This is a genomic window from Bacteroides sp. AF25-5LB (genome assembly GCF_003602965.1).
Classification (GTDB): Bacteria; Bacteroidota; Bacteroidia; order Bacteroidales; family Bacteroidaceae; genus Bacteroides; species Bacteroides uniformis.
In genome coordinates this window covers 141,961-160,406 of the sequence record NZ_QTMC01000002.1, presented here as the reverse complement: position 1 = coordinate 160,406, position 18,446 = coordinate 141,961, and the positions used below count along the sequence as shown (strand labels likewise).

17 protein-coding genes are annotated in these 18,446 nt (G+C 44.8%); 15 read left to right on the top strand and 2 right to left on the bottom strand.

All coding sequences use genetic code 11. The annotated features are described in order from the left end of the window. The first annotated feature begins 357 nt into the window (after nt 1–357). The 15 genes from DWY57_RS02885 (at nt 358) to DWY57_RS02815 (ending at nt 16,137) form a co-directional block, all read left to right on the top strand. On the top strand, nt 358–1,089 hold the full coding sequence (locus DWY57_RS02885; RefSeq protein ID WP_117600440.1) for a type III pantothenate kinase: 732 nt from the start codon (nt 358–360) through the stop codon (nt 1,087–1,089). After that, nucleotides 1,076–2,338, top strand: a complete 1,263-nt coding sequence (locus DWY57_RS02880) for a hypothetical protein (RefSeq protein ID WP_117600439.1) — start codon at nt 1,076–1,078, stop codon at nt 2,336–2,338. The genes DWY57_RS02885 and DWY57_RS02880 overlap by 14 nt, the downstream gene beginning before the upstream one ends. A 45-nt stretch (nt 2,339–2,383) precedes the next feature. Then, nucleotides 2,384–3,709 carry a hypothetical protein gene (locus DWY57_RS02875; RefSeq protein WP_117600438.1) on the top strand — a complete coding sequence of 442 codons (1,326 nt, stop codon included), beginning with the start codon at nt 2,384–2,386 and terminating at the stop codon, nt 3,707–3,709. 4 nt (nt 3,710–3,713) lie between these two features. Continuing rightward, entirely contained in the window at nt 3,714–4,340 is a 627-nt protein-coding gene (gene lptC, locus DWY57_RS02870; protein WP_117600437.1) for an LPS export ABC transporter periplasmic protein LptC, read from the top strand. A gap of 4 nt (nt 4,341–4,344) precedes the next feature. Next, the gene (locus DWY57_RS02865) at nt 4,345–5,601 is read left to right on the top strand and encodes a hemolysin family protein (protein WP_117600436.1); all 1,257 of its coding nucleotides are present in this window, start codon (nt 4,345–4,347) and stop codon (nt 5,599–5,601) included. A gap of 122 nt (nt 5,602–5,723) precedes the next feature. Continuing rightward, entirely contained in the window at nt 5,724–7,862 is a 2,139-nt protein-coding gene (locus tag DWY57_RS02860; RefSeq protein ID WP_119961319.1) for a peptidylprolyl isomerase, read from the top strand. A 152-nt stretch (nt 7,863–8,014) separates the two neighbouring features. After that, nucleotides 8,015–9,055, top strand: a complete 1,041-nt coding sequence (gene rlmN, locus DWY57_RS02855) for a 23S rRNA (adenine(2503)-C(2))-methyltransferase RlmN (protein ID WP_119961355.1) — start codon at nt 8,015–8,017, stop codon at nt 9,053–9,055. Nucleotides 9,056–9,125: 70 nt separating this feature from the next. Continuing rightward, nucleotides 9,126–10,181: a DUF4837 family protein gene (locus DWY57_RS02850; RefSeq protein WP_117600434.1), complete on the top strand. Its 1,056-nt coding sequence runs from the start codon at nt 9,126–9,128 to the stop codon at nt 10,179–10,181. A 5-nt stretch (nt 10,182–10,186) separates the two neighbouring features. Then, the gene (gene pdxA / locus DWY57_RS02845) at nt 10,187–11,284 is read left to right on the top strand and encodes a 4-hydroxythreonine-4-phosphate dehydrogenase PdxA (protein ID WP_117964196.1); all 1,098 of its coding nucleotides are present in this window, start codon (nt 10,187–10,189) and stop codon (nt 11,282–11,284) included. A gap of 1 nt (nt 11,285) precedes the next feature. Continuing rightward, the gene (locus DWY57_RS02840; RefSeq protein WP_117964197.1) at nt 11,286–12,536 is read left to right on the top strand and encodes a sigma-54 dependent transcriptional regulator; all 1,251 of its coding nucleotides are present in this window, start codon (nt 11,286–11,288) and stop codon (nt 12,534–12,536) included. After that, nucleotides 12,523–13,047, top strand: coding sequence for an LptE family protein (locus tag DWY57_RS02835; protein WP_117600431.1), 525 nt, complete (start codon nt 12,523–12,525; stop codon nt 13,045–13,047). The genes DWY57_RS02840 and DWY57_RS02835 overlap by 14 nt, the downstream gene beginning before the upstream one ends. A gap of 4 nt (nt 13,048–13,051) precedes the next feature. Then, nucleotides 13,052–13,825, top strand: coding sequence for a tetratricopeptide repeat protein (locus DWY57_RS02830; protein WP_117964198.1), 774 nt, complete (start codon nt 13,052–13,054; stop codon nt 13,823–13,825). Between the two features lie 4 nt (nt 13,826–13,829). After that, nucleotides 13,830–14,219 carry a preprotein translocase subunit SecG gene (gene secG / locus DWY57_RS02825; protein ID WP_117600429.1) on the top strand — a complete coding sequence of 130 codons (390 nt, stop codon included), beginning with the start codon at nt 13,830–13,832 and terminating at the stop codon, nt 14,217–14,219. A 153-nt stretch (nt 14,220–14,372) separates the two neighbouring features. Beyond that, entirely contained in the window at nt 14,373–15,764 is a 1,392-nt protein-coding gene (locus DWY57_RS02820; protein ID WP_119961318.1) for an MFS transporter, read from the top strand. A 19-nt stretch (nt 15,765–15,783) separates the two neighbouring features. Then, nucleotides 15,784–16,137 (top strand): PqqD family protein, encoded by a 354-nt coding sequence (locus DWY57_RS02815; RefSeq protein ID WP_117600427.1) that lies wholly within the window; start codon nt 15,784–15,786, stop codon nt 16,135–16,137. Nucleotides 16,138–16,144: 7 nt separating this feature from the next. On the opposite strand, the gene DWY57_RS02810 is transcribed toward DWY57_RS02815, so the two are convergent. Together DWY57_RS02810 and DWY57_RS02805 are read right to left on the bottom strand one after the other, a co-directional pair. Continuing rightward, nucleotides 16,145–17,194, bottom strand: coding sequence for a DUF4831 family protein (locus tag DWY57_RS02810; protein WP_118696425.1), 1,050 nt, complete (start codon nt 17,192–17,194; stop codon nt 16,145–16,147). Nucleotides 17,195–17,264: 70 nt separating this feature from the next. Next, nucleotides 17,265–18,392: a lactonase family protein gene (locus DWY57_RS02805; RefSeq protein ID WP_119961317.1), complete on the bottom strand. Its 1,128-nt coding sequence runs from the start codon at nt 18,390–18,392 to the stop codon at nt 17,265–17,267. Between the last annotated feature and the right edge of the window lie 54 nt (nt 18,393–18,446).

Genomic DNA, 18,446 nt, shown 5'->3' with positions numbered 1-18,446 from the left:
TGAATCAACTGCCAAGTACGAGCGGTAAGTGTTTTCTATTTACAAATGATATAGGTGAAAGAATAGTGGTATATTGAACCTGGTTCAGCCGTATACTGAATGCCATTCAATCGTATACTGAATAGGGATCGGTCGTATACTGAATGTAATGCATCTCAACTATATTGATAATCAGGTGGTTGTGGTATGGTGTTGTGGTTTTAATAAATCTCAACAAATTATTGGAGTGGCATTGTGCTTGTTTGGTACGGATATGAATAAGAATTCTTGTGCGGTTGCTCTTCTAATAAAGAGGTAGTTTCTGCTGAATTTCAATATTAATGTTATATCTTTGCGCCGCTAAATTTATGCAATACGGTGAATCTCATTATTGATATAGGAAATACAATTGCCAAGATGGCGGTGTTTGATGGTGGACGTATCGTAGAGGTGGTGTATGACTCCAATCTGACGTTGGAACGATTGCCTGAAGTGTGCCGTACATATACGATTGAAAAAGCGATAGTGGCTACTGTCATTGATTTGAGCAGAGAGGTGTTGTCGCAACTGGAAGGTATGGCTGTTCCCATTCTGTGGCTCAATGAAAAGACTTCTCTTCCGGTAGAAAACCTCTATGAAACTCCCCGGACGCTGGGGTATGATCGTATGGCGGCGGTGGTAGGAGCCAATGAGCAATTTCCTGGCAGGGATATACTGGTGATTGATGCCGGTACTTGTATCACTTATGAGTTTGTCGATGCTGCTGCCCGCTATCATGGCGGGAATATCTCTCCCGGCCTGCAGATGCGTTTCAAGGCGCTTCATCAGTTTACCGGACGGCTTCCAATGGTGACTCTTGAGGGGCGGATGGTGCCCATGGGGAAGGATACCGATACGGCTATCCGTGCCGGAGTACTGAAGGGTATTGAATATGAAATTTCAGGTTACGTTACGGCTATGAAGCATAAATATCCTGAACTTTTGGTTTTTTTAACGGGCGGGGATGATTTTTCTTTTGATACAAACTTAAAAAGTATCATCTTTGCAGACAGATTTTTAGTGTTGAAAGGATTAAATAGAATTTTAAACTATAATAATGACAGGCTATAGACAAACACTGTTAGTGCTCTTGCTTACGATATTATCAGGAGCGGCAGTCGCTCAAAATAATACGAATTCTCCCTATACACGATATGGATATGGACAGTTGTCTGAACAAGGCTCAAGTAACAGCAGGGCGATGGGTGGTATTGCCTATGGTTTACGAGACAAGTACCAGACTAACTTTGCTAATCCGGCATCCTATACGGCGGTAGATTCGCTGACTTTTATCTTTGATGGAGCAGTCTCTCTACAGAATACAAACCTCAGTAACGGCACTCTGAAACAAAATGCCAAGAATTCCAGTTTTGATTACATCACGATGCAATTTCGTGCAAGTAAATGGGCTGCCATAAGCTTGGGGTTATTGCCTTATTCGAATGTGGGATACAGCATGGGAGAGTACCGGGAAGATACGGAATTCCCAGACAAATCTACGACGGTAAGCTATTCGGGAGAAGGAGGTCTGCACCAGCTTTATTTAGGTGCAGGCTTTAAAATAATTAAAAATCTTTCCGTCGGTGCGAATTTTTCGTATCTTTGGGGAGATATAACAAGAACCGCTGCGGAAACCTTTCCGTCCAGTTCTAGTGTATTTCCTATTACAATACAGTCTAATGTGGCTGTAAAGAGCTATAAATTGGATTTTGGAGCACAGTACACCCACCAGTTTGGAAAAAAGCATGTTGCAACATTGGGAATCGTATTTTCTCCGGGGCATGATTTGAGCAACGATGCGTACGAAGTTACGCAGACTGGCAATAGTAATACGGGAGTTACCTCGGTAACAAGGGACACTATTGTTACTTGCGGCATTCCAACAACATTTGGAGCAGGTGTGACATACGTGTACGACGATCGTCTGACGGTGGGAGCGGATGTGATGTTTCAAAATTGGAGTAAAGTGAGCTATATGAATAATGACGAGGCGTTTTGCGACCGTGGAAGAGTATCCGTTGGTGCAGAATATCTGCCGAATCCTATGGGACGAAGTTATTTGTCTCATGTGAAGTATCGTTTGGGAGCTTATTACTCCAAGCCTTATTATAAGATAGACGGTGTACGTGCCGCTGATGAATATGGCATTACTGCCGGTTTTGGATTACCTATACCGAGAACCCGTTCCGTATTGAGCCTTTCTGCGCAATACGTGCGAACCAAAGGAACCCAAGCTGCGTTCTTGAACGAAAATACATTGCGTATTTGTATCGGAGTAACCTTTAACGAACGCTGGTTCTTCAAGCGTAAAGTGGATTAATGGAAATTGAATAGACAAAAATATAACAACTAAAATTTAAATACAATGAAAATTAAGACGCTTGTGGCTGTCTTGCTCCTTTCGGGTGGAGCGACCAGTACTTTCGCACAGACTGAAAATTGTAATTCGAACAGTAGTATCTCTCATGAAGCAGTGAGAGCTGGTAACTTTAAGGATGCATACGCTCCTTGTATGGCTGTATTGAAGGATTGCCCTACACTGCGGTATTATACATTTACAGATGCTCAGAAGATTTTAGTGGGTTTCTTGAGTCAGATTAAAGATAGAAATTCTGCTGATTATAAGAAGTATTTTGATGAGCTGATGGATGTGTATGACTTGAGAATGAAGTACATTCCTGAATTTGTTAACAAGGGAATGAAGGGGGTGCCGAGTGTAGCTGATGCTTTGGGTGCCAAAGCAGTGGATTATCTTCAATTTGCTCCTACTCCGGACCTTAATACAGCTTACAATTGGCTGAAAGAATCTGTCCAAGCAGAAAAGGGCGGCTCCAAAGGTGCGGTTTTACACTATTTCTTGGATGTTTCTATGCAGAAGGTAAAGGCAGATGACAATCATACTGACCAGTTCTTCCAAGACTATATTGATGCTTCCAAGTATGCGGATGATGCTATCGCAGCTGAGACCAAAGAGGCAAAGAAGGCAAACCTGCAAACTATCAAGGATAATTTGGTAGCTATGTTCATCCAGAGTGGTGTGGCTGATTGTGAATCTTTGCAGAATATCTATGGCCCTAAAGTAGAAGAAAATAAGACAGACTCTACTTTCTTGAAGAAAGCATTGAATATTTTGAAATTGATGAAGTGTAACGAAAGTGAAGTTTATTTCAAGGCTTCTGAATACATGTATCAAATTGACCCGACTGCCGATGCTGCTGTAGGTGTAGCATACATGTACTATAAAAAAGGTGACTATGACAATGCCGTGAAATACTTTGACGAAGCATTGGCTAAGGAAACCGATAATGACAAGAAAGCTGAAATGGCATATGCCACTGCTGCTGCTTTGATGCAGGCTAAGAAACTTTCTCAGGCAAGAGCATATTGCCAGAAGGCTATTAGCTTTAAGGAAAACTATGGTGATCCTTATATCTTGCTGGCACAGCTTTACGGTTCCAATCCTAATTGGACTGACGAGCCAGCTCTGAATAAGTGTACTTACTTTGTAGTAATTGATAAGTTGCAGAGAGCTAAAGCGGTGGATCCTTCAGTTACAGAACGTGCTAACGAGCTGATTAGTACTTATTCCCGTCACACTCCCCAGGCTAAAGACCTCTTTATGTTGGGTTACAAAGCTGGTGACCGTATCACTATCGGCGGATGGATAGGTGAATCTACAACTATCAGATAAAACTATGTTGCTACAACTCATCAACGTTGTTTATCATAAAAATGCGAGCATAACCATTGTCTTTGGGGCAATGGTTATGCTTCTTTTATTTTCTTCATGTTCCGGGAAGAAGAAGGAGCTGGGCGATGCCATTACCGAGCGTGATTCTATGGCGGTGATGGACACCCGCGGGGTGACTACGCTAGTGTCTGATTCCGGTGTAACACGTTACCGCATCAATACGGAAGAGTGGCTGGTCTTTGACCGGAAGAATCCTCCATACTGGGCTTTTGAAAAGGGGGTCTATTTGGAAAAGTTTGACTCTATCTTCCAAGTGGAGGCAAGTATCAAGGCCGATACAGCCTATTTCTTTAATAAGGAAGAGTTATGGAAACTGATGGGGAATGTGCATATACAGAATTTGAAAGGTGAGCAGTTTGATACAGAGTTGCTGTATTGGGACCAGCGGACACAAAGAATTTATTCGGATGAGTTTATCCGTATCGAACAGCCTGACCGTATCATTACGGGACATGGCTTTGAATCCAATCAGCAAATGACTGTTTACACGATTCGCAAGCCGGAGGGCATCTTCTATGTTGACGAAGAGGCTGCCGCAGCAGATAGCTTGCAGACTGATACCATAAATTGATAAAATGGATACCGTTATTTTTTTATTGATAACCATGGCTTTCTCCGCTTTCTTTTCAGGAATGGAGATTGCCTTTGTTTCCGTAGATAAACTGCGCTTTGAGATGGAAAGGAAGTCAGGCGTCACTTCCGGTATCATTTCCTATTTTCTTCGCAACCCGAATAACTTCATCTCGACCATGCTGGTTGGTAATAATATCGCGCTTGTCATTTATGGTATCTTGATGGCACAAATCATAGAGGTGAATCTTCTTGCCGGAATTATTTCCAACCATTTTGTAATGGTGTTGGTGCAGACTATAATTTCCACTCTTATTATTTTGGTAACCGGTGAGTTCTTGCCGAAGACTTTGTTTAAAATCAATCCCAATCTGATGCTGAGGGTGTGTGCCATTCCTTTATTTATATGTTATGTCATTCTGTTTCCTGTTTCAAAATTTGCATCGGGATTGTCGTATCTGTTCCTTCGGATATTTGGGATGAAAGTAAACAAGGAAGCGTCGGCCAAGGCTTTTGGCAAAGTGGATTTGGATTACTTCATCCAGTCGAGCATAGAGAATGCGGAAAGTGAAGAAGAACTGGATGCAGAGGTAAAGATATTCCAAAATGCGCTTGATTTTTCGAATATAAAGATACGCGACTGTATTGTACCGCGTACAGAGGTGGTAGCTGTAGATCTGACCACCACATTGGAAGAATTGAAATGTCTTTTTGTGGAGTCGGGTATTTCTAAAATCATAGTATATGATGGAAATATAGATAATGTGGTGGGATATATTCACTCGTCGGAAATGTTCAGGAATCCGGTAGACTGGAAGAATAACGTGAAGGAAGTGCCTATTGTACCCGAAACGATGTCGGCTCACAAACTGATGAAACTGTTCATGCAGCAGAAAAAAACGATTGCTGTAGTGGTGGACGAATTTGGTGGTACGGCAGGCATCGTTTCTTTGGAGGATTTGGTGGAAGAAATTTTCGGCGATATTGAGGATGAGCATGATAATACGTCCTATGTATGTAAGCAGCTGGGTGAACGTGAATATGTGCTTTCGGCCCGTCTGGAAATAGAAAAGGTAAATGAGACTTTCGGGCTCGACCTGCCGGAATCGGACGATTATCTGACAGTGGGCGGTCTGATTCTGAACCGTTATCAAAGTTTCCCGAAGCTGCATGAAGTGATTGAAGTGGATAATTATCAGTTTAAAATAATCAAGGTGACAGCTACTAAAATTGAGTTGGTAAGACTGAAAGTCATTGAATAATTTCATTTAGGCGTAATTTTTTAAAGAATAAATGGATGCGTATTAGCATTTTTTGTATCTTCGTGCGCTAAAATGAACATGTTAGGAAAATAATAATAAACAAATAAATCATATTAACTAAAATGGCAACATTACAAAACATTCGGTCTAAAGGACCTTTATTGGTGATTGTTATTGGTTTGGCGCTGTTTGCTTTCATCGCAGGTGACGCGTGGAAAGTGCTTCAGCCACACCAGTCACAAGACGTTGGTGAAGTGAACGGGGAGACAATTTCCGCTCAGGATTTTCAAGCATTGGTAGAAGAATATACAGAAGTTATCAAGTTCTCCAGTGGCAACAGTGCATTGAGCGATGAACAAACCAACCGAATCAAAGATGAAGTATGGAGAACATACGTCAATAATAAACTGATTGAAAAAGAAGCTAAGAAACTTGGCTTGTCTGTATCTAAGGCGGAAGTTCAGGCTATCATTGATGCCGGTGTGCATCCGATGCTGCAACAGACTCCGTTCCGTAATCCCCAGACCGGTGCGTTCGATAAGGATATGTTGAAGAAGTTCCTAGTAGACTATTCCAAGATGAACAAGGCACAGATGCCTTCCAATTATGCAGAGTATTATGAGTCTATGTATAAGTTCTGGTCTTTCCTTGAGAAGTCTCTTATCCAGGCTCGTCTTCAGGAAAAGTATCAGGCTTTGATTACGAAATCTCTCTTCTCCAATCCTGTGGAAGCTCAGGATGCATTTGATGCAAGAGTGGATCAGTCAGACCTGTTGCTTGCAGCAGTTCCCTATTCTTCTATTGTTGATTCTACTATTGTCATCAAGGATTCTGACTTGAAAGCTGCCTACGATAAGAAGAAAGAGCAATTCAAGCAATATGTGGAAACCCGTAACATTAAGTTTATTGATGTGCAGGTAACTGCAAGTGCAGAAGACAGAGCTGCTCTCCAAAAGGAAATGGAGGAATATACGGAGCAACTTATTGCCAATCCTTCTGACTATACTACCTTCATCCGTTCTACCGGTTCCGAAACTCCTTATACAGACTTGTTCTACACTACTAAGTCTCTGCCCGCTGATGTGACTGCCCGTTTGGACTCTGTTGCGGTGGGTGGTGTGTTCGGACCTTATTATAACGTATCGGACAATACTCTCAACTCTTTCAAGAAATTGGCTACTGCTGCCATGCCGGACTCTATCGAGTTCCGTCAGATTCAAGTGGTTGCTGAAGATGCTGAAAAGACGAAGACTTTGGCCGACAGCATCTACAATGCTATTAAGGAGGGTGCCAGCTTTGCTGAAGTTGCGAAGAAATACGGTCAGACCGGTGAGCCTACCTGGATTTCTTCTGCTAATTACGAAGGCGCACAGATTGACGGTGACAACTTGAAATATATTACTGCTGTCACTACTTTGGGACAGAACGAGCTGACCAACTTGGCGTTGGGACAGGCAAATGTCATTTTGCAGGTAACCAACAAGAAGGCTGTCAAGGATAAATATAAGGTAGCCGTTATCAAGCGTCCGGTAGAATTCAGTAAGGAAACTTACAGTAAGGCATACAATGAGTTCAGCCAGTTTATTGCTGCAAACAATACTTTAGAGAAAATGATTGCCAATGCGGAAGATGCTGGTTATAAGTTGCTGGATAGAGCCGACTTGTACAGCTCTGAACATGGTATCGGTGGTATCAGAGGTACCAAAGATGCTTTGAAATGGGCGTTTGAGGCAAAAGCCGGTGAAGTTTCCGGTTTGTACGAATGTGGCGAGAGCGACCATATGCTGGTAGTAGGTGTTGCAAGTATTGTTCCTGAAGGCTATCGCCCACTGGCTTTGGTAAAAGACCAGTTGAGAGCTGAAATTCTCCGTGACAAGAAAGCAGAGAAGATTATGGCTGATATGAAGGCTGCCAATGCAACTTCGTTCGAGCAGTATAAGAATATGGCAAATGCTGTCAGTGATTCTGTAAAGCACGTTACTTTCTCTGCTCCTGCCTATATCCCGGCATTGCGTAGCAGCGAACCTCTGGTAGGCGCATACGCTTCTATTGCCGAAGTGAACAAGCTGAGTGCTCCTATCAAGGGTAATGGTGGTGTATTCGTTCTGCAACCTTATGCAAAAGAGAAACTGAACGAAACATTCAACAAGGAAACTGAAGAGGATAACTTGGCCAACATGCATGCACGCATGGCAAGCCAGTTCATCAGTGACTTGTATCTGAAAGCCAACGTAAAAGACCAACGTTATTTATTCTTCTAAGAATAGAAAAAATATATTGAAAAGCCGTCCGGTACTTCCGGGCGGCTTTTTCATTGTCTGTACATTTCATTTTCTACACTCTCCGTTGTCTTTGTGCAACTTTATTCCTACCTTTGCATTCTTGAAAGAGTTTTGTTTTAATGAAAAACGATATGCAGAAACGACCTCTATTGGGCTTGACGCTCTCTGAATTGCAGAATGTGGTGAAGAATCTGAGAATGCCCGGTTTCTCTGCCAAGCAGATAGCTTCCTGGCTGTATGACAAGAAGGTGATTTCTATAGACGAAATGAGCAATCTTTCGTTGAAGCATCGGGAATTGCTGAAAGAAATCTATGAGGTAGGTGCCAAAGCGCCGGTAGATGCCATGCGCTCTGTAGACGGTACGGTGAAATACTTGTACCGGGCAGGCGAGGGACATTTTGTGGAAGCTGTCTATATACCCGACGAAGACCGGGCTACGCTTTGTGTCTCCTCCCAGGTGGGCTGCAAGATGAACTGCAAATTCTGCATGACCGGCAAGCAGGGTTTTACCGCCAATCTGACATCTAACCAGATTATTAACCAGATCAATTCGTTGCCCGAAAGGGACAAGCTGACCAATGTGGTAATGATGGGTATGGGCGAACCACTTGATAATCTGGACGAGGTATTGAAAGCGCTGGAAATAATGACCGCCTCTTATGGGTATGCGTGGAGTCCCAAGCGTGTTACACTTTCTTCTGTGGGACTGAAGAAGGGCTTGCTGCGTTTTATTGAGGAATCGGATTGCCACCTGGCTATCAGCCTTCATTCGCCGATACCTTTGCAACGCCGCGAGCTGATGCCGGCAGAGAAGGCGTTCTCCATCACGGAGATTGTAGAATTGTTAAGAAACTATGATTTTAGCAAACAGCGCAGACTATCTTTTGAATATATTGTTTTCAAAGGAGTGAATGACTCGTTACCGTATGCAAAGGAACTTCTGAAGCTGCTACGTGGGTTGGACTGCCGGATTAACCTGATTCGTTTTCATGCCATACCTGGGGTGAATCTTGAGGGAGCCGATATGGAAACCATGATTGCGTTCCGTGATTATCTGACTTCTCACGGTCTGTTTACCACTATACGGTCGTCGCGTGGAGAGGATATATTTGCCGCTTGTGGCATGTTGTCCACTGCCAAGCAGGAGGAGAATAAAGAAGAATTAATATAAATTATTAACTTAGGTAGGGAGGATATTACGCATTCTTCGTAGCTTTGTGAAAAACTAAAATGATAGAGATATGAGAAAGCACTTGTTTTATTTAAGTATGGTTCTCGTACTGACACTTTTTTCCGCCTGCGGTGGTGGTAAAAAGGGTGTGTTTACTCCGACCTCCAGCGGTCGTGCGTATGAAGTTCTGGTAGTGGTGGAGCCCGGCTTGTGGGAACGTCCTGCCGGTAGGGCGCTTTTCGATGTGCTTGATTCTGATGTTCCGGGGCTTCCCCAGTCAGAACGTTCATTCCGAATCATGTATACTGCCCCTTCCAATTATGATGCCACTTTAAAACTGATTCGCAATATCATTATTGTCGATGTGAATAAGGATCTCTATACCCAGCCTAAATTCAAGTATGCAAGGAATGTGTATGCCGCTCCTCAGTCTATTCTCACTATTCAGGCGCCGGACGAGGTTTCGTTCGAGAAATTTGTGGAGGAGAACAAGCAGGTAATCATCGATTTCTTTACCCATGCGGAAATGAACCGTCAGATTTCAGTATTGAAGGACAAGCATAGCGACTATATAGCAACGAAGGTGAAAAGCCAGTTCGATTGCGATGTATGGGTGCCGGGCGAACTGACATCTACCAAGGAGGGGGAGAACTTCTTCTGGGCAGGTACGAATGCGGCTACCGGTGATCAGAACTTTGTAATCTACTCTTATCCTTATACGGATAAGGATACGTTTACTAAAGAATATTTTGTTCATAAACGCGATTCTGTGATGAAAATCAATATCCCGGGTGCCCAAGAAGGTATGTATATGTCGACGGATTCTCTGATGACCGATGTACGTCCCATCAGTGTGCAGGGAGACTATGCACTGGAGGCCCGCGGCTTGTGGCGTGTGAAGGGTGATTTCATGGGTGGTCCGTTCGTATCGCATGTACGTTTGGACAAAGCCAATCAGCGTATAATTGTATCTGAAATATTTATTTATTCACCTGATAAAATGAAACGTAATCTGGTGCGTCAGATGGAGGCTTCGCTCTATACCTTGAAACTGCCCGGCAGTAAGCAGGAAGGTGAGGAGATTCCGGTAGGTGTAACCGCAAAAGATACTACTAATAATAAGTAATAAAAATGGAAGATAACAAAATAAGAGTCGGCATTACACAAGGCGACATTAATGGTGTAGGGTATGAAGTGATTTTAAAGACGTTTGCAGACCCGGTGATGCTGGAATTGTGTACGCCGATTATCTACGGTTCGCCTAAAGTGGCAGCTTATCATCGTAAATCATTGGACTTGCCTGCCAACTTCAGTATCGTCAACTCCGCTTCCGAAGCGGCTCCCAATCGCTTGAGTGTAGTGAACTGTACGGATGATGAAGTAAAGGTTGAGTTTTCTAAACCTGACGTTGAAGCTGGTAAAGCTGCACTTGGTGCACTGGAAAAAGCCATTGAGGAATATAAGGAGGGGATGATAGACGTGATTGTCACAGCTCCCATCAACAAGCACACCATCCAGTCGGAGGAGTTCGCCTTCCCCGGACATACGGAGTATATAGAGCAGAAATTGGGAGATGGCGAGAAGGCCCTTATGATTCTGATGAAAGATGACTTCCGGGTAGCATTGGTGACCGGACATATTCCCGTTAAAGAGATAGCCGGAAGCATCACCAAAGAACTGATACAAGAAAAACTGAAGATATTCAACCGCTCCTTGAAGCAGGATTTTGCTATCGGCGCACCGCGTATTGCAGTGCTTTCACTGAATCCGCATGCAGGAGACGGTGGATTGCTGGGAACTGAAGAGCAGGAGATTATCATTCCGGCCATCAACGAAATGGCTGCTAAGGGTATGCTTTGCTATGGTCCTTATCCGGCAGACGGGTTTATGGGCTCAGATAACTTTATCCATTTTGATGGTATCCTGGCCATGTATCACGACCAGGGGCTGGCACCGTTCAAGGCATTGGCTATGGACGAGGGCGTAAACTATACTGCCGGCTTGCCGGTGATACGCACTTCGCCTGCTCATGGAACGGCCTACGATATCGCCGGGAAAGGAATTGCCTCTGAAGATTCGTTCCGGCAGGCTATCTATGTGGCTATAGATGTGTTCCGTAACCGCCAGCGTGAGAAAGAGGCACATGCAAATCCGCTGCGCAAGCAATATTACGAGAAACGTGACGATAGCGACAAACTGAAACTCGATAGTGTAGAAGAAGATTTGTAGAATGACAAAAGCGGAAATACAACAAGTAAAATTACGTTTTGGCATCATCGGCAATAACGAAGCGCTGATGCGTGCCATTGATATCGCTATCCAGGTAGCGCCTACCGACTTGTCTGTACTGATTACTGGAGAGAGTGGTGTGGGAAAGGAGAGCTTTCCGCAGATAATACACCAATACAGCCGGCGCAAGCATGGACAGTACATTGCCGTGAATTGTGGGGCCATTCCCGAAGGAACGATTGATTCGGAACTGTTTGGCCACGAAAAAGGTGCATTCACGGGGGCTATCGGTGAACGGAAGGGGTATTTCGGTGAAGCCAACGGCGGAACAATCTTCCTTGATGAAGTCGGCGAATTACCTTTGCCTACCCAGGCACGCTTGCTGCGTGTGCTTGAGAGCGGTGAATTCATCAAGGTAGGTTCTTCTAAGGTGGAAAAGACCGATGTGCGTATTGTTGCCGCTACCAATGTAAACTTGACACAGGCCATTGCTGACGGACGCTTTCGTGAAGACTTGTATTACCGTTTGAACACAGTACCTATTCAGGTTCCTCCATTGCGCGAACGCGGTGAAGACGTGGTGCTGCTGTTCCGCAAATTTGCTTCGGACTTTGCGGAGAAGTACCGTATGCCTGCCATTCAGCTGACGGAAGACGGCAAGCAAGTATTGCTGAGCTACTCATGGCCGGGTAATGTGCGCCAGTTGAAGAATATCACCGAGCAGATATCCATCATTGAGACCAATCGTGAAATCAATGCATCCATACTGAAGGGCTATCTGCCTGAGCAGAACAATATGCAGCGCCTGCCTGCCTTCTTTGGAGTGAAGGAGGACAAGAGCTTCGGAAGTGAACGGGAAATTCTCTATCAGGTTCTGTTTGATATGCGTCAGGATGTAACGGACTTGAAAAAGCTGGTGCATGAGATTATGGCTGAAAGGGGAACGGTATCCAATCCGACGGTTGCCACATCTACCTATTATGCGCCGGTCACTCCGGCGGTGGTACCTCCGGTGACATCCAGTGTCCCTACTATTATACATCCTTCGGTAAAGCCGGTTACTCCGGTGGACGATGACTTCCAGGATACGGAAGAATATGTGGAGGAGTCACTCTCCCTGGATGAAGTGGAGAAAGAAATGATACGTAAAGCGCTTGAAAAACATCACGGCAAGCGTAAGAGTGCGGCTCAGGATTTGAATATCTCTGAGCGTACGTTATACAGAAAGATAAAAGAATATGGATTGGATTAAAAAAGCGGCATTTGCTTCCTTGTTGGTAAGCTTGTTATTTCTGGTGAATTCATGTAGTATGAAGTTGGGACTTGCTCCGATAAGCTCTATTGACTATACAAAGGTAAAAACGATTTCCATTGCCGATTTCCAGAACCGGGCAGAGTATGTATATGCACCGTTGGCAACAGAGTTTAATCAGAAAATGAAGGATATGTTCATTCAGCAGACTCGCCTGCAATTGGTGAACTCCGGAGGAGACTTGGACATAGACGGAGAAATAACCGGTTACAACCAATATAATGAATCGGTGGATGCCAGCGGTTTCTCTTCGAAGGTGAAGGTGACACTGACAGTTAACGTGCGCTACACCAATAACACGAACCATGAGGAGGACTTTGAACAGCAGTTCTCGGCTTTCCAGACCTATGATTCCTCACAATTGTTGACCGATGTGCAGGACCAGCTGATAACCCTGATGGTGAAGGACATTGCTGAACAGATTTTCAATGCAACTATAGCTAACTGGTAAACTCATGACGCCTACCCATTTGCAACAATGGATTCAGCATCCCGAGACGCTGAATAGGGATACTTTGTACGAGCTTCGCACATTGGTGGCACGCTATCCTTATTTCCAGTCGCTCCGTTTGCTCTATCTGAAAAACCTCTATCTGCTGCACGACATCAACTTTGGCGCGGAGCTGCGCAAGGCTGTGTTGTATGTGGCAGACCGTCGTGTGTTGTTTTACTTTATAGAGGGTGACCGCTATACTTTGAAATCCCAGAAGGTCTCGTCGCTTTTTTCCGGCGATTCGGAGAAAGAGCCGAGTGTAGACCGTACCCTTTCCTTGATAGATGCGTTTTTGGCTACTGTTCCCGAAGAGCATTCACAGCATACGGAGCTGGATTATGCGGTGGATTATACGGCCTATTTAATGCAGGAAGAACCTGGTGTAGATGCAGAAAATGAGCAGGAAGTACCTAAACTGCGCGGACATGAATTGATAGATGACTTTATTCAAAAGAGTGAGTCTCCAGATGTCGCGAATACGAGAAGAGAGTTTCTTGTAGAGAAGGAGGAAGAGACTGAAGAAGAGGAAGAGCGCTCCGTATCGCCGGTAACGGAAGAATTGGACGATAGCTGTTTTACGGAAACTTTAGCCAAAATCTATATAAAACAGCACAGATATGACAAGGCACTTGAAATTATTAAAAAATTAAGTTTGAATTATCCAAAAAAAAATGCTTACTTTGCAGACCAAATCAGATTTTTGGAGAAATTGATTATTAACGCTAAATCAAAATAACAAAATGTATTTATTATTAGTTATCTTAATGCTGATTGCATCTGTGCTGATGTGCTTCATTGTATTGATTCAAAATTCTAAAGGAGGCGGTCTGGCATCAGGCTTTTCATCATCCAACCAAATTATGGGTGTGCGCAAGACTACGGATTTTTTGGAAAAAGCAACTTGGACTCTGGCAGCTGTCATGGTAGTCTTCAGTATTGTTTCTGCTTACACTATTCCTTCTTCCACAGGTAAGGGCGGTGATGTGATTCTGGAACAGGCGCAACAAGAAGAAAAAACTAATCCTTATAACATGCCCGTAGGTACAGAAGCTCCGCAATCGGAGGCCCCTGCAGCTACAACTTCGGCTGAAGCTCCTGCTCCTGCAGCAGAAGCCCCAGCAGCAGAATAAGATAAGGATATTGCGGATGACTCCCGCTTGGAAAAATAAGAGAAAGGTTGATACTGAAAAGGTGTCAACCTTTTTTCGTTTTAATGAAGTATTTATTTACCTTTGTCAGCAACTTATGCAATCTGATTAATAAATTGAAATTTAAATAGTGCAATGACAGAACAACTCAAACTTAAATTGAATGATTCCAAGGCTACCCGTTGGGGGGCATTGGTGATTGTTGCCTTCACGATGATGGCAGCTTATTATGTAAACGACGTGGTAGCGCCATTGAAGACAATGTTGGAAACGGACTTGGCTTGGTCGAGTACTGATTTCGGATTCTTTACCGGTGGTTATAGTTTCCTGAATGTTTTTTTCCTGATGCTGATTTGGGGAGGATTAATCCTCGACCGCTTTGGAATCCGCTTCACCGGAAAGCTGGCAACTATCTTGATGGTAGGTGGTACAGCACTTGAATACTATGCAATGACGGGACTTGCCGGTACCGACGCGACTTTATTTGGAATCAATGAAATATTTGGCTATAAAACAGGGGTGTTTGTTGCTTTTGCCGGTTATTCCATCTTTGGAGTAGGAGCGGAGGTCGCTGGTATTACAGTTTCCAAAATCATAGCTAAGTGGTTTAAGGGGAAAGAGCTTGCCACGGCTATGGGGGTACAAGTTGCTTTGGCACGTATCGGTTCGCAGGCCGGTTATGCAGTAGCCATTCCTTTGGCCCGTGCTTTCGGTATTTCCACACCGGTGTTGTTGGGCTTGGTTCTGTTGTTGGGTGGTATGATTGCTTTCTTCGTCTTTACAGTGATGGACAAGAAGCTGGACAAACAGATGGAAGCTGCTGCCATTGCTGCCGGTACGGAAGATGAGGAAGAGAAGTTCTCCTTTAAGGATGTGAAGAATATTCTGGTCAATCCCGGTTTCTGGCTGATAGCATTGCTGTGTGTATTGTTCTACTCTTGTGTATTCCCATTCCAGAAATTTGCTTCCGAGTTGATGATTATCAAATACGGTATCAATGAGAATGTAGCTGGTACGTTTGCCGGACTTCCGGCATTGGGGGCGCTGATTCTGACCCCGGTCTTTGGTGGTTTTATTGACAAGCGGGGCAAGTCCGCATCTATCATGCTGCTGGGTTCAGCCATGCTGATATGTGTACATTTTATTTATGCTATTCCCGATATAAACTATTGGTTGGTAGCTATTGTGCTGATGATAATTTTGGGCATCGCTTTTTCGCTGGTACCTTCTGCCATGTGGCCGGCTGTGGCCAAGATATTCCCGGTAAGTCAGCTGGGTACGGCATACGCATTGATTTTCTTTATCCAGAATATCGGTCTTTGGGGTATTCCTACATTGATAGGGTGGGTGCTTGATGCCTATTGTATATCCGGTAAGAAACCAGATGGAACGAATATGTATGACTATACGGTGCCTATGTGCATATTTACCGGTATTGCCTGCTTGTCCCTTGTAGTGGCCCTACTGCTGAAGAAGGCGGACAGGAAGTATGGTTATAAGCTGGAAGAGCCTAATATTCAGAAATAATAGGAAAAGCGGATATCGTATGATGGAAATACCCGAAGGAAAAGTAAGTCTGTTGGACGCTGTTCCGGTCCGCTGTGGACATATAACAACCGAATGGGAAGGTGAGTGCGCCGTACTCGCCTACCCACGGTTTAAATACGAATGGATGCGTCGTTTTTTATTGCCGAAGGGGATGTCTCCTGACATCCATGTGAGGCTGGAAGAACACGGCACAGCTGTCTGGAATCTGATAGATGGACATCGTACCGTGCGCGAAATCATCTCTCTGCTTGCCAGGCACTTTGGGAAGGAAGAGAATTATATTCCCCGGGTCACCGCCTACGTAATGCAGTTGCGTAAGGATGGATTTATCCAGTTGACAATCCGGAATTAGAATTCCTTTATTCCCTATCCACTTTTATCAATCCTCCCGTTGCCGTATCAAACAGCACTTTGATGGTAGAATTCTTGTTGAACAGTACCGGTGCGAGGTATTCTACGGTGCCGAATTGGGTAATGGGAAGTTGGTCGTCAAACAATTTCTTATTGTTATACACCAATGTCACTTGTGCCTTGCCCGGAAGGTTATAGGCTACACCGTCCACTTTCTTTTTGCCTTCCTCGGTGGCAGATACATCGGGATTTTTGAGGTCTGTGACACTGATGTAATACGGTTCACCTGCAAGGTCATTATTAGCTACCACTCCTAACTTTTTGGAGAAACGGAAAGCCACTTCATCTTTCATCTCTTTAGGCGTCAACCGGATAGTGAATGTCTTGGGTTCTTTCTTTATTTTGCCCGAGAACATTTCCGTCATGGCCGTTTCCTGCTGGTTCAGATTGTCGAGCATCAGCTTGAGCTGGGCGCCGTCCTTGGGCATATTGTCTGCCTCACCGCGCAGGATGGCATTCTTGCTTTCGCGGATGCTGTATATTTCCTTGGCCACCAGCTCGGCCATCTTGGCACTGGAGTTGGACATCAGTATTTCTTCTGTCAGAAAACTGCGTGGGTCAATGTTGCTTTCGGTGGCTTTAGCTACGGGCATCTTGGCAGCAGGCTTGTCACTGAACGGAATGTTGATGGAGCGGACAATCCCGTCTTCAGTAAGCTCCATAAGGGGTGCCACGGTTTTGTCTTTCATTTTGACGAAATAGACATTGTCCTTATCCGGTATACCGGCTATACGGGTTTCTATCTTATCCAGTGTCCAGAACTCTTCCGGTTCGGCAGACACGTTGTTGAGACGCAGATAGCGGTCGGCATATCTGCAAAATTCTCCGGGAGTGTAGGTATGCTTGGTGGTTTGCAATACGATTTCTATTTCTGTTTTGGGCAACATATAGGTTACTCCATAGTCTTTGCCACGCATCACACCGGTGGTTACGTCTGTTTGCGCTATGGCAGTGGTAGACAAGAACAGAGCTGAGAGTATCAATATATTCTTTTTCATAATCTACATTCGTTTAGACTGATTTAGCTAAGGGACAAAGTTAATGAAGTTATCTTTGCTAAATATTGCTTTATAAATTATTAACAGATCTGACGAATTGTACGCAAACCGGCATGTCGACTACAATGTCCTGATGAGTGTCTTCTAAAAGTCCGGTAACTTCGTTTCGTTTATACACCTGAATGACATTGCTGTCACGGCAGGCGGCAAGCAAGTATTTGCCGTTGGGTGTAATGTTGAAGTTGCGAGGATGGATGCCGGTTGGCTGATAACCTACCTTTGTCAAGGTCCCATTTTCGGGATTAACGGCAAAGATGGCGATGCCGTCTTCTTTCAGCCGATTACTGGCATAGAGGTATTTCCCGTCCGGACTGAGGTGGATGTCTGCACTTCCACGGGCGGCTACGGTGTCGGCTGTAATGGTTTGTATCTGTTCCAGGCGGCCGTCATCGTAACTGAAGGCGATGACTTTGCCGGACAACTCGGTGATGAGATAGGCAAACTTCCCGTTGGGACTGAATGTCAGGTGGCGCGGGCCGGAATCCTCCTCAATGTTAACGGCTTCCAGAGAAGCATGAGGAATAGGGTTGTCGGGGTGCATCACAAAGCGCAGGATGCGGTCGGCACTGAAGTCGGTGGCGAAGATGTACTTTCCGTCCGGTGAAAAGACTGTGCAATGGATGTGGGGAGTGACTTGTCGTATGGCGTCGGGACCGGTGGCAGAGCCTTGAAAGAGCGTGTCTGCAGGGGCCAAAGTGCCGTCTTTCTGTAAAGGAAAGACGGACATGGTTCCACCGCTGTAGTTGGCAGTCAACACTTCCCGGCCATTGGTGGCCACGTAGCAGGGGTCGGCGCCGAAGGTGGGAACGGTGTTCAGCAGGCGCAGTTCTCCTGTTTCCCGATTGAAGGAAAGGGAGCTGAGGGCTGCTGTGCTGTCGTTCATTTCACTGACGGCATAGACAAATTCGCCATCTTCCGAGGGAACGAGGTAGGAGGGATTGGGCAATGTCGCTGAACTGAGCGGGACGGCTGTTCCCGTCTCCTGATTAAAGCGGAAGGTATAGATACCCTTGCTTGAACCATTCGTGTAAGTACCCACCAGCATGGCAAGTTCGTCCTGGTCACCGTTAGTGCCCTTTGGAGAAGAGCCACATGCTGTCAAACCTAATCCGAGCATACAGAAAAGAAGTGTTTTCATTAATTTAATGTGCTAATATGTCAATATACTAATGTGCCAATGCCCCTGCGGCAT

Coding starts and splice junctions, on each gene's coding strand:
- DWY57_RS02880 (WP_117600439.1), top strand. CDS start 1,076: ATGACAGGCTATAGACAAACACTGTTAGTGCTCTTGCTTACGATATTA.
- DWY57_RS02875 (WP_117600438.1), top strand. CDS start 2,384: ATGAAAATTAAGACGCTTGTGGCTGTCTTGCTCCTTTCGGGTGGAGCG.
- lptC (WP_117600437.1), top strand. CDS start 3,714: ATGTTGCTACAACTCATCAACGTTGTTTATCATAAAAATGCGAGCATA.
- DWY57_RS02865 (WP_117600436.1), top strand. CDS start 4,345: ATGGATACCGTTATTTTTTTATTGATAACCATGGCTTTCTCCGCTTTC.
- DWY57_RS02860 (WP_119961319.1), top strand. CDS start 5,724: ATGGCAACATTACAAAACATTCGGTCTAAAGGACCTTTATTGGTGATT.
- rlmN (WP_119961355.1), top strand. CDS start 8,015: ATGCAGAAACGACCTCTATTGGGCTTGACGCTCTCTGAATTGCAGAAT.
- DWY57_RS02850 (WP_117600434.1), top strand. CDS start 9,126: ATGAGAAAGCACTTGTTTTATTTAAGTATGGTTCTCGTACTGACACTT.
- pdxA (WP_117964196.1), top strand. CDS start 10,187: ATGGAAGATAACAAAATAAGAGTCGGCATTACACAAGGCGACATTAAT.
- DWY57_RS02840 (WP_117964197.1), top strand. CDS start 11,286: ATGACAAAAGCGGAAATACAACAAGTAAAATTACGTTTTGGCATCATC.
- DWY57_RS02835 (WP_117600431.1), top strand. CDS start 12,523: ATGGATTGGATTAAAAAAGCGGCATTTGCTTCCTTGTTGGTAAGCTTG.
- DWY57_RS02830 (WP_117964198.1), top strand. CDS start 13,052: ATGACGCCTACCCATTTGCAACAATGGATTCAGCATCCCGAGACGCTG.
- secG (WP_117600429.1), top strand. CDS start 13,830: ATGTATTTATTATTAGTTATCTTAATGCTGATTGCATCTGTGCTGATG.
- DWY57_RS02820 (WP_119961318.1), top strand. CDS start 14,373: ATGACAGAACAACTCAAACTTAAATTGAATGATTCCAAGGCTACCCGT.
- DWY57_RS02815 (WP_117600427.1), top strand. CDS start 15,784: ATGATGGAAATACCCGAAGGAAAAGTAAGTCTGTTGGACGCTGTTCCG.
- DWY57_RS02810 (WP_118696425.1), bottom strand. CDS start 17,194: ATGAAAAAGAATATATTGATACTCTCAGCTCTGTTCTTGTCTACCACT.
- DWY57_RS02805 (WP_119961317.1), bottom strand. CDS start 18,392: ATGAAAACACTTCTTTTCTGTATGCTCGGATTAGGTTTGACAGCATGT.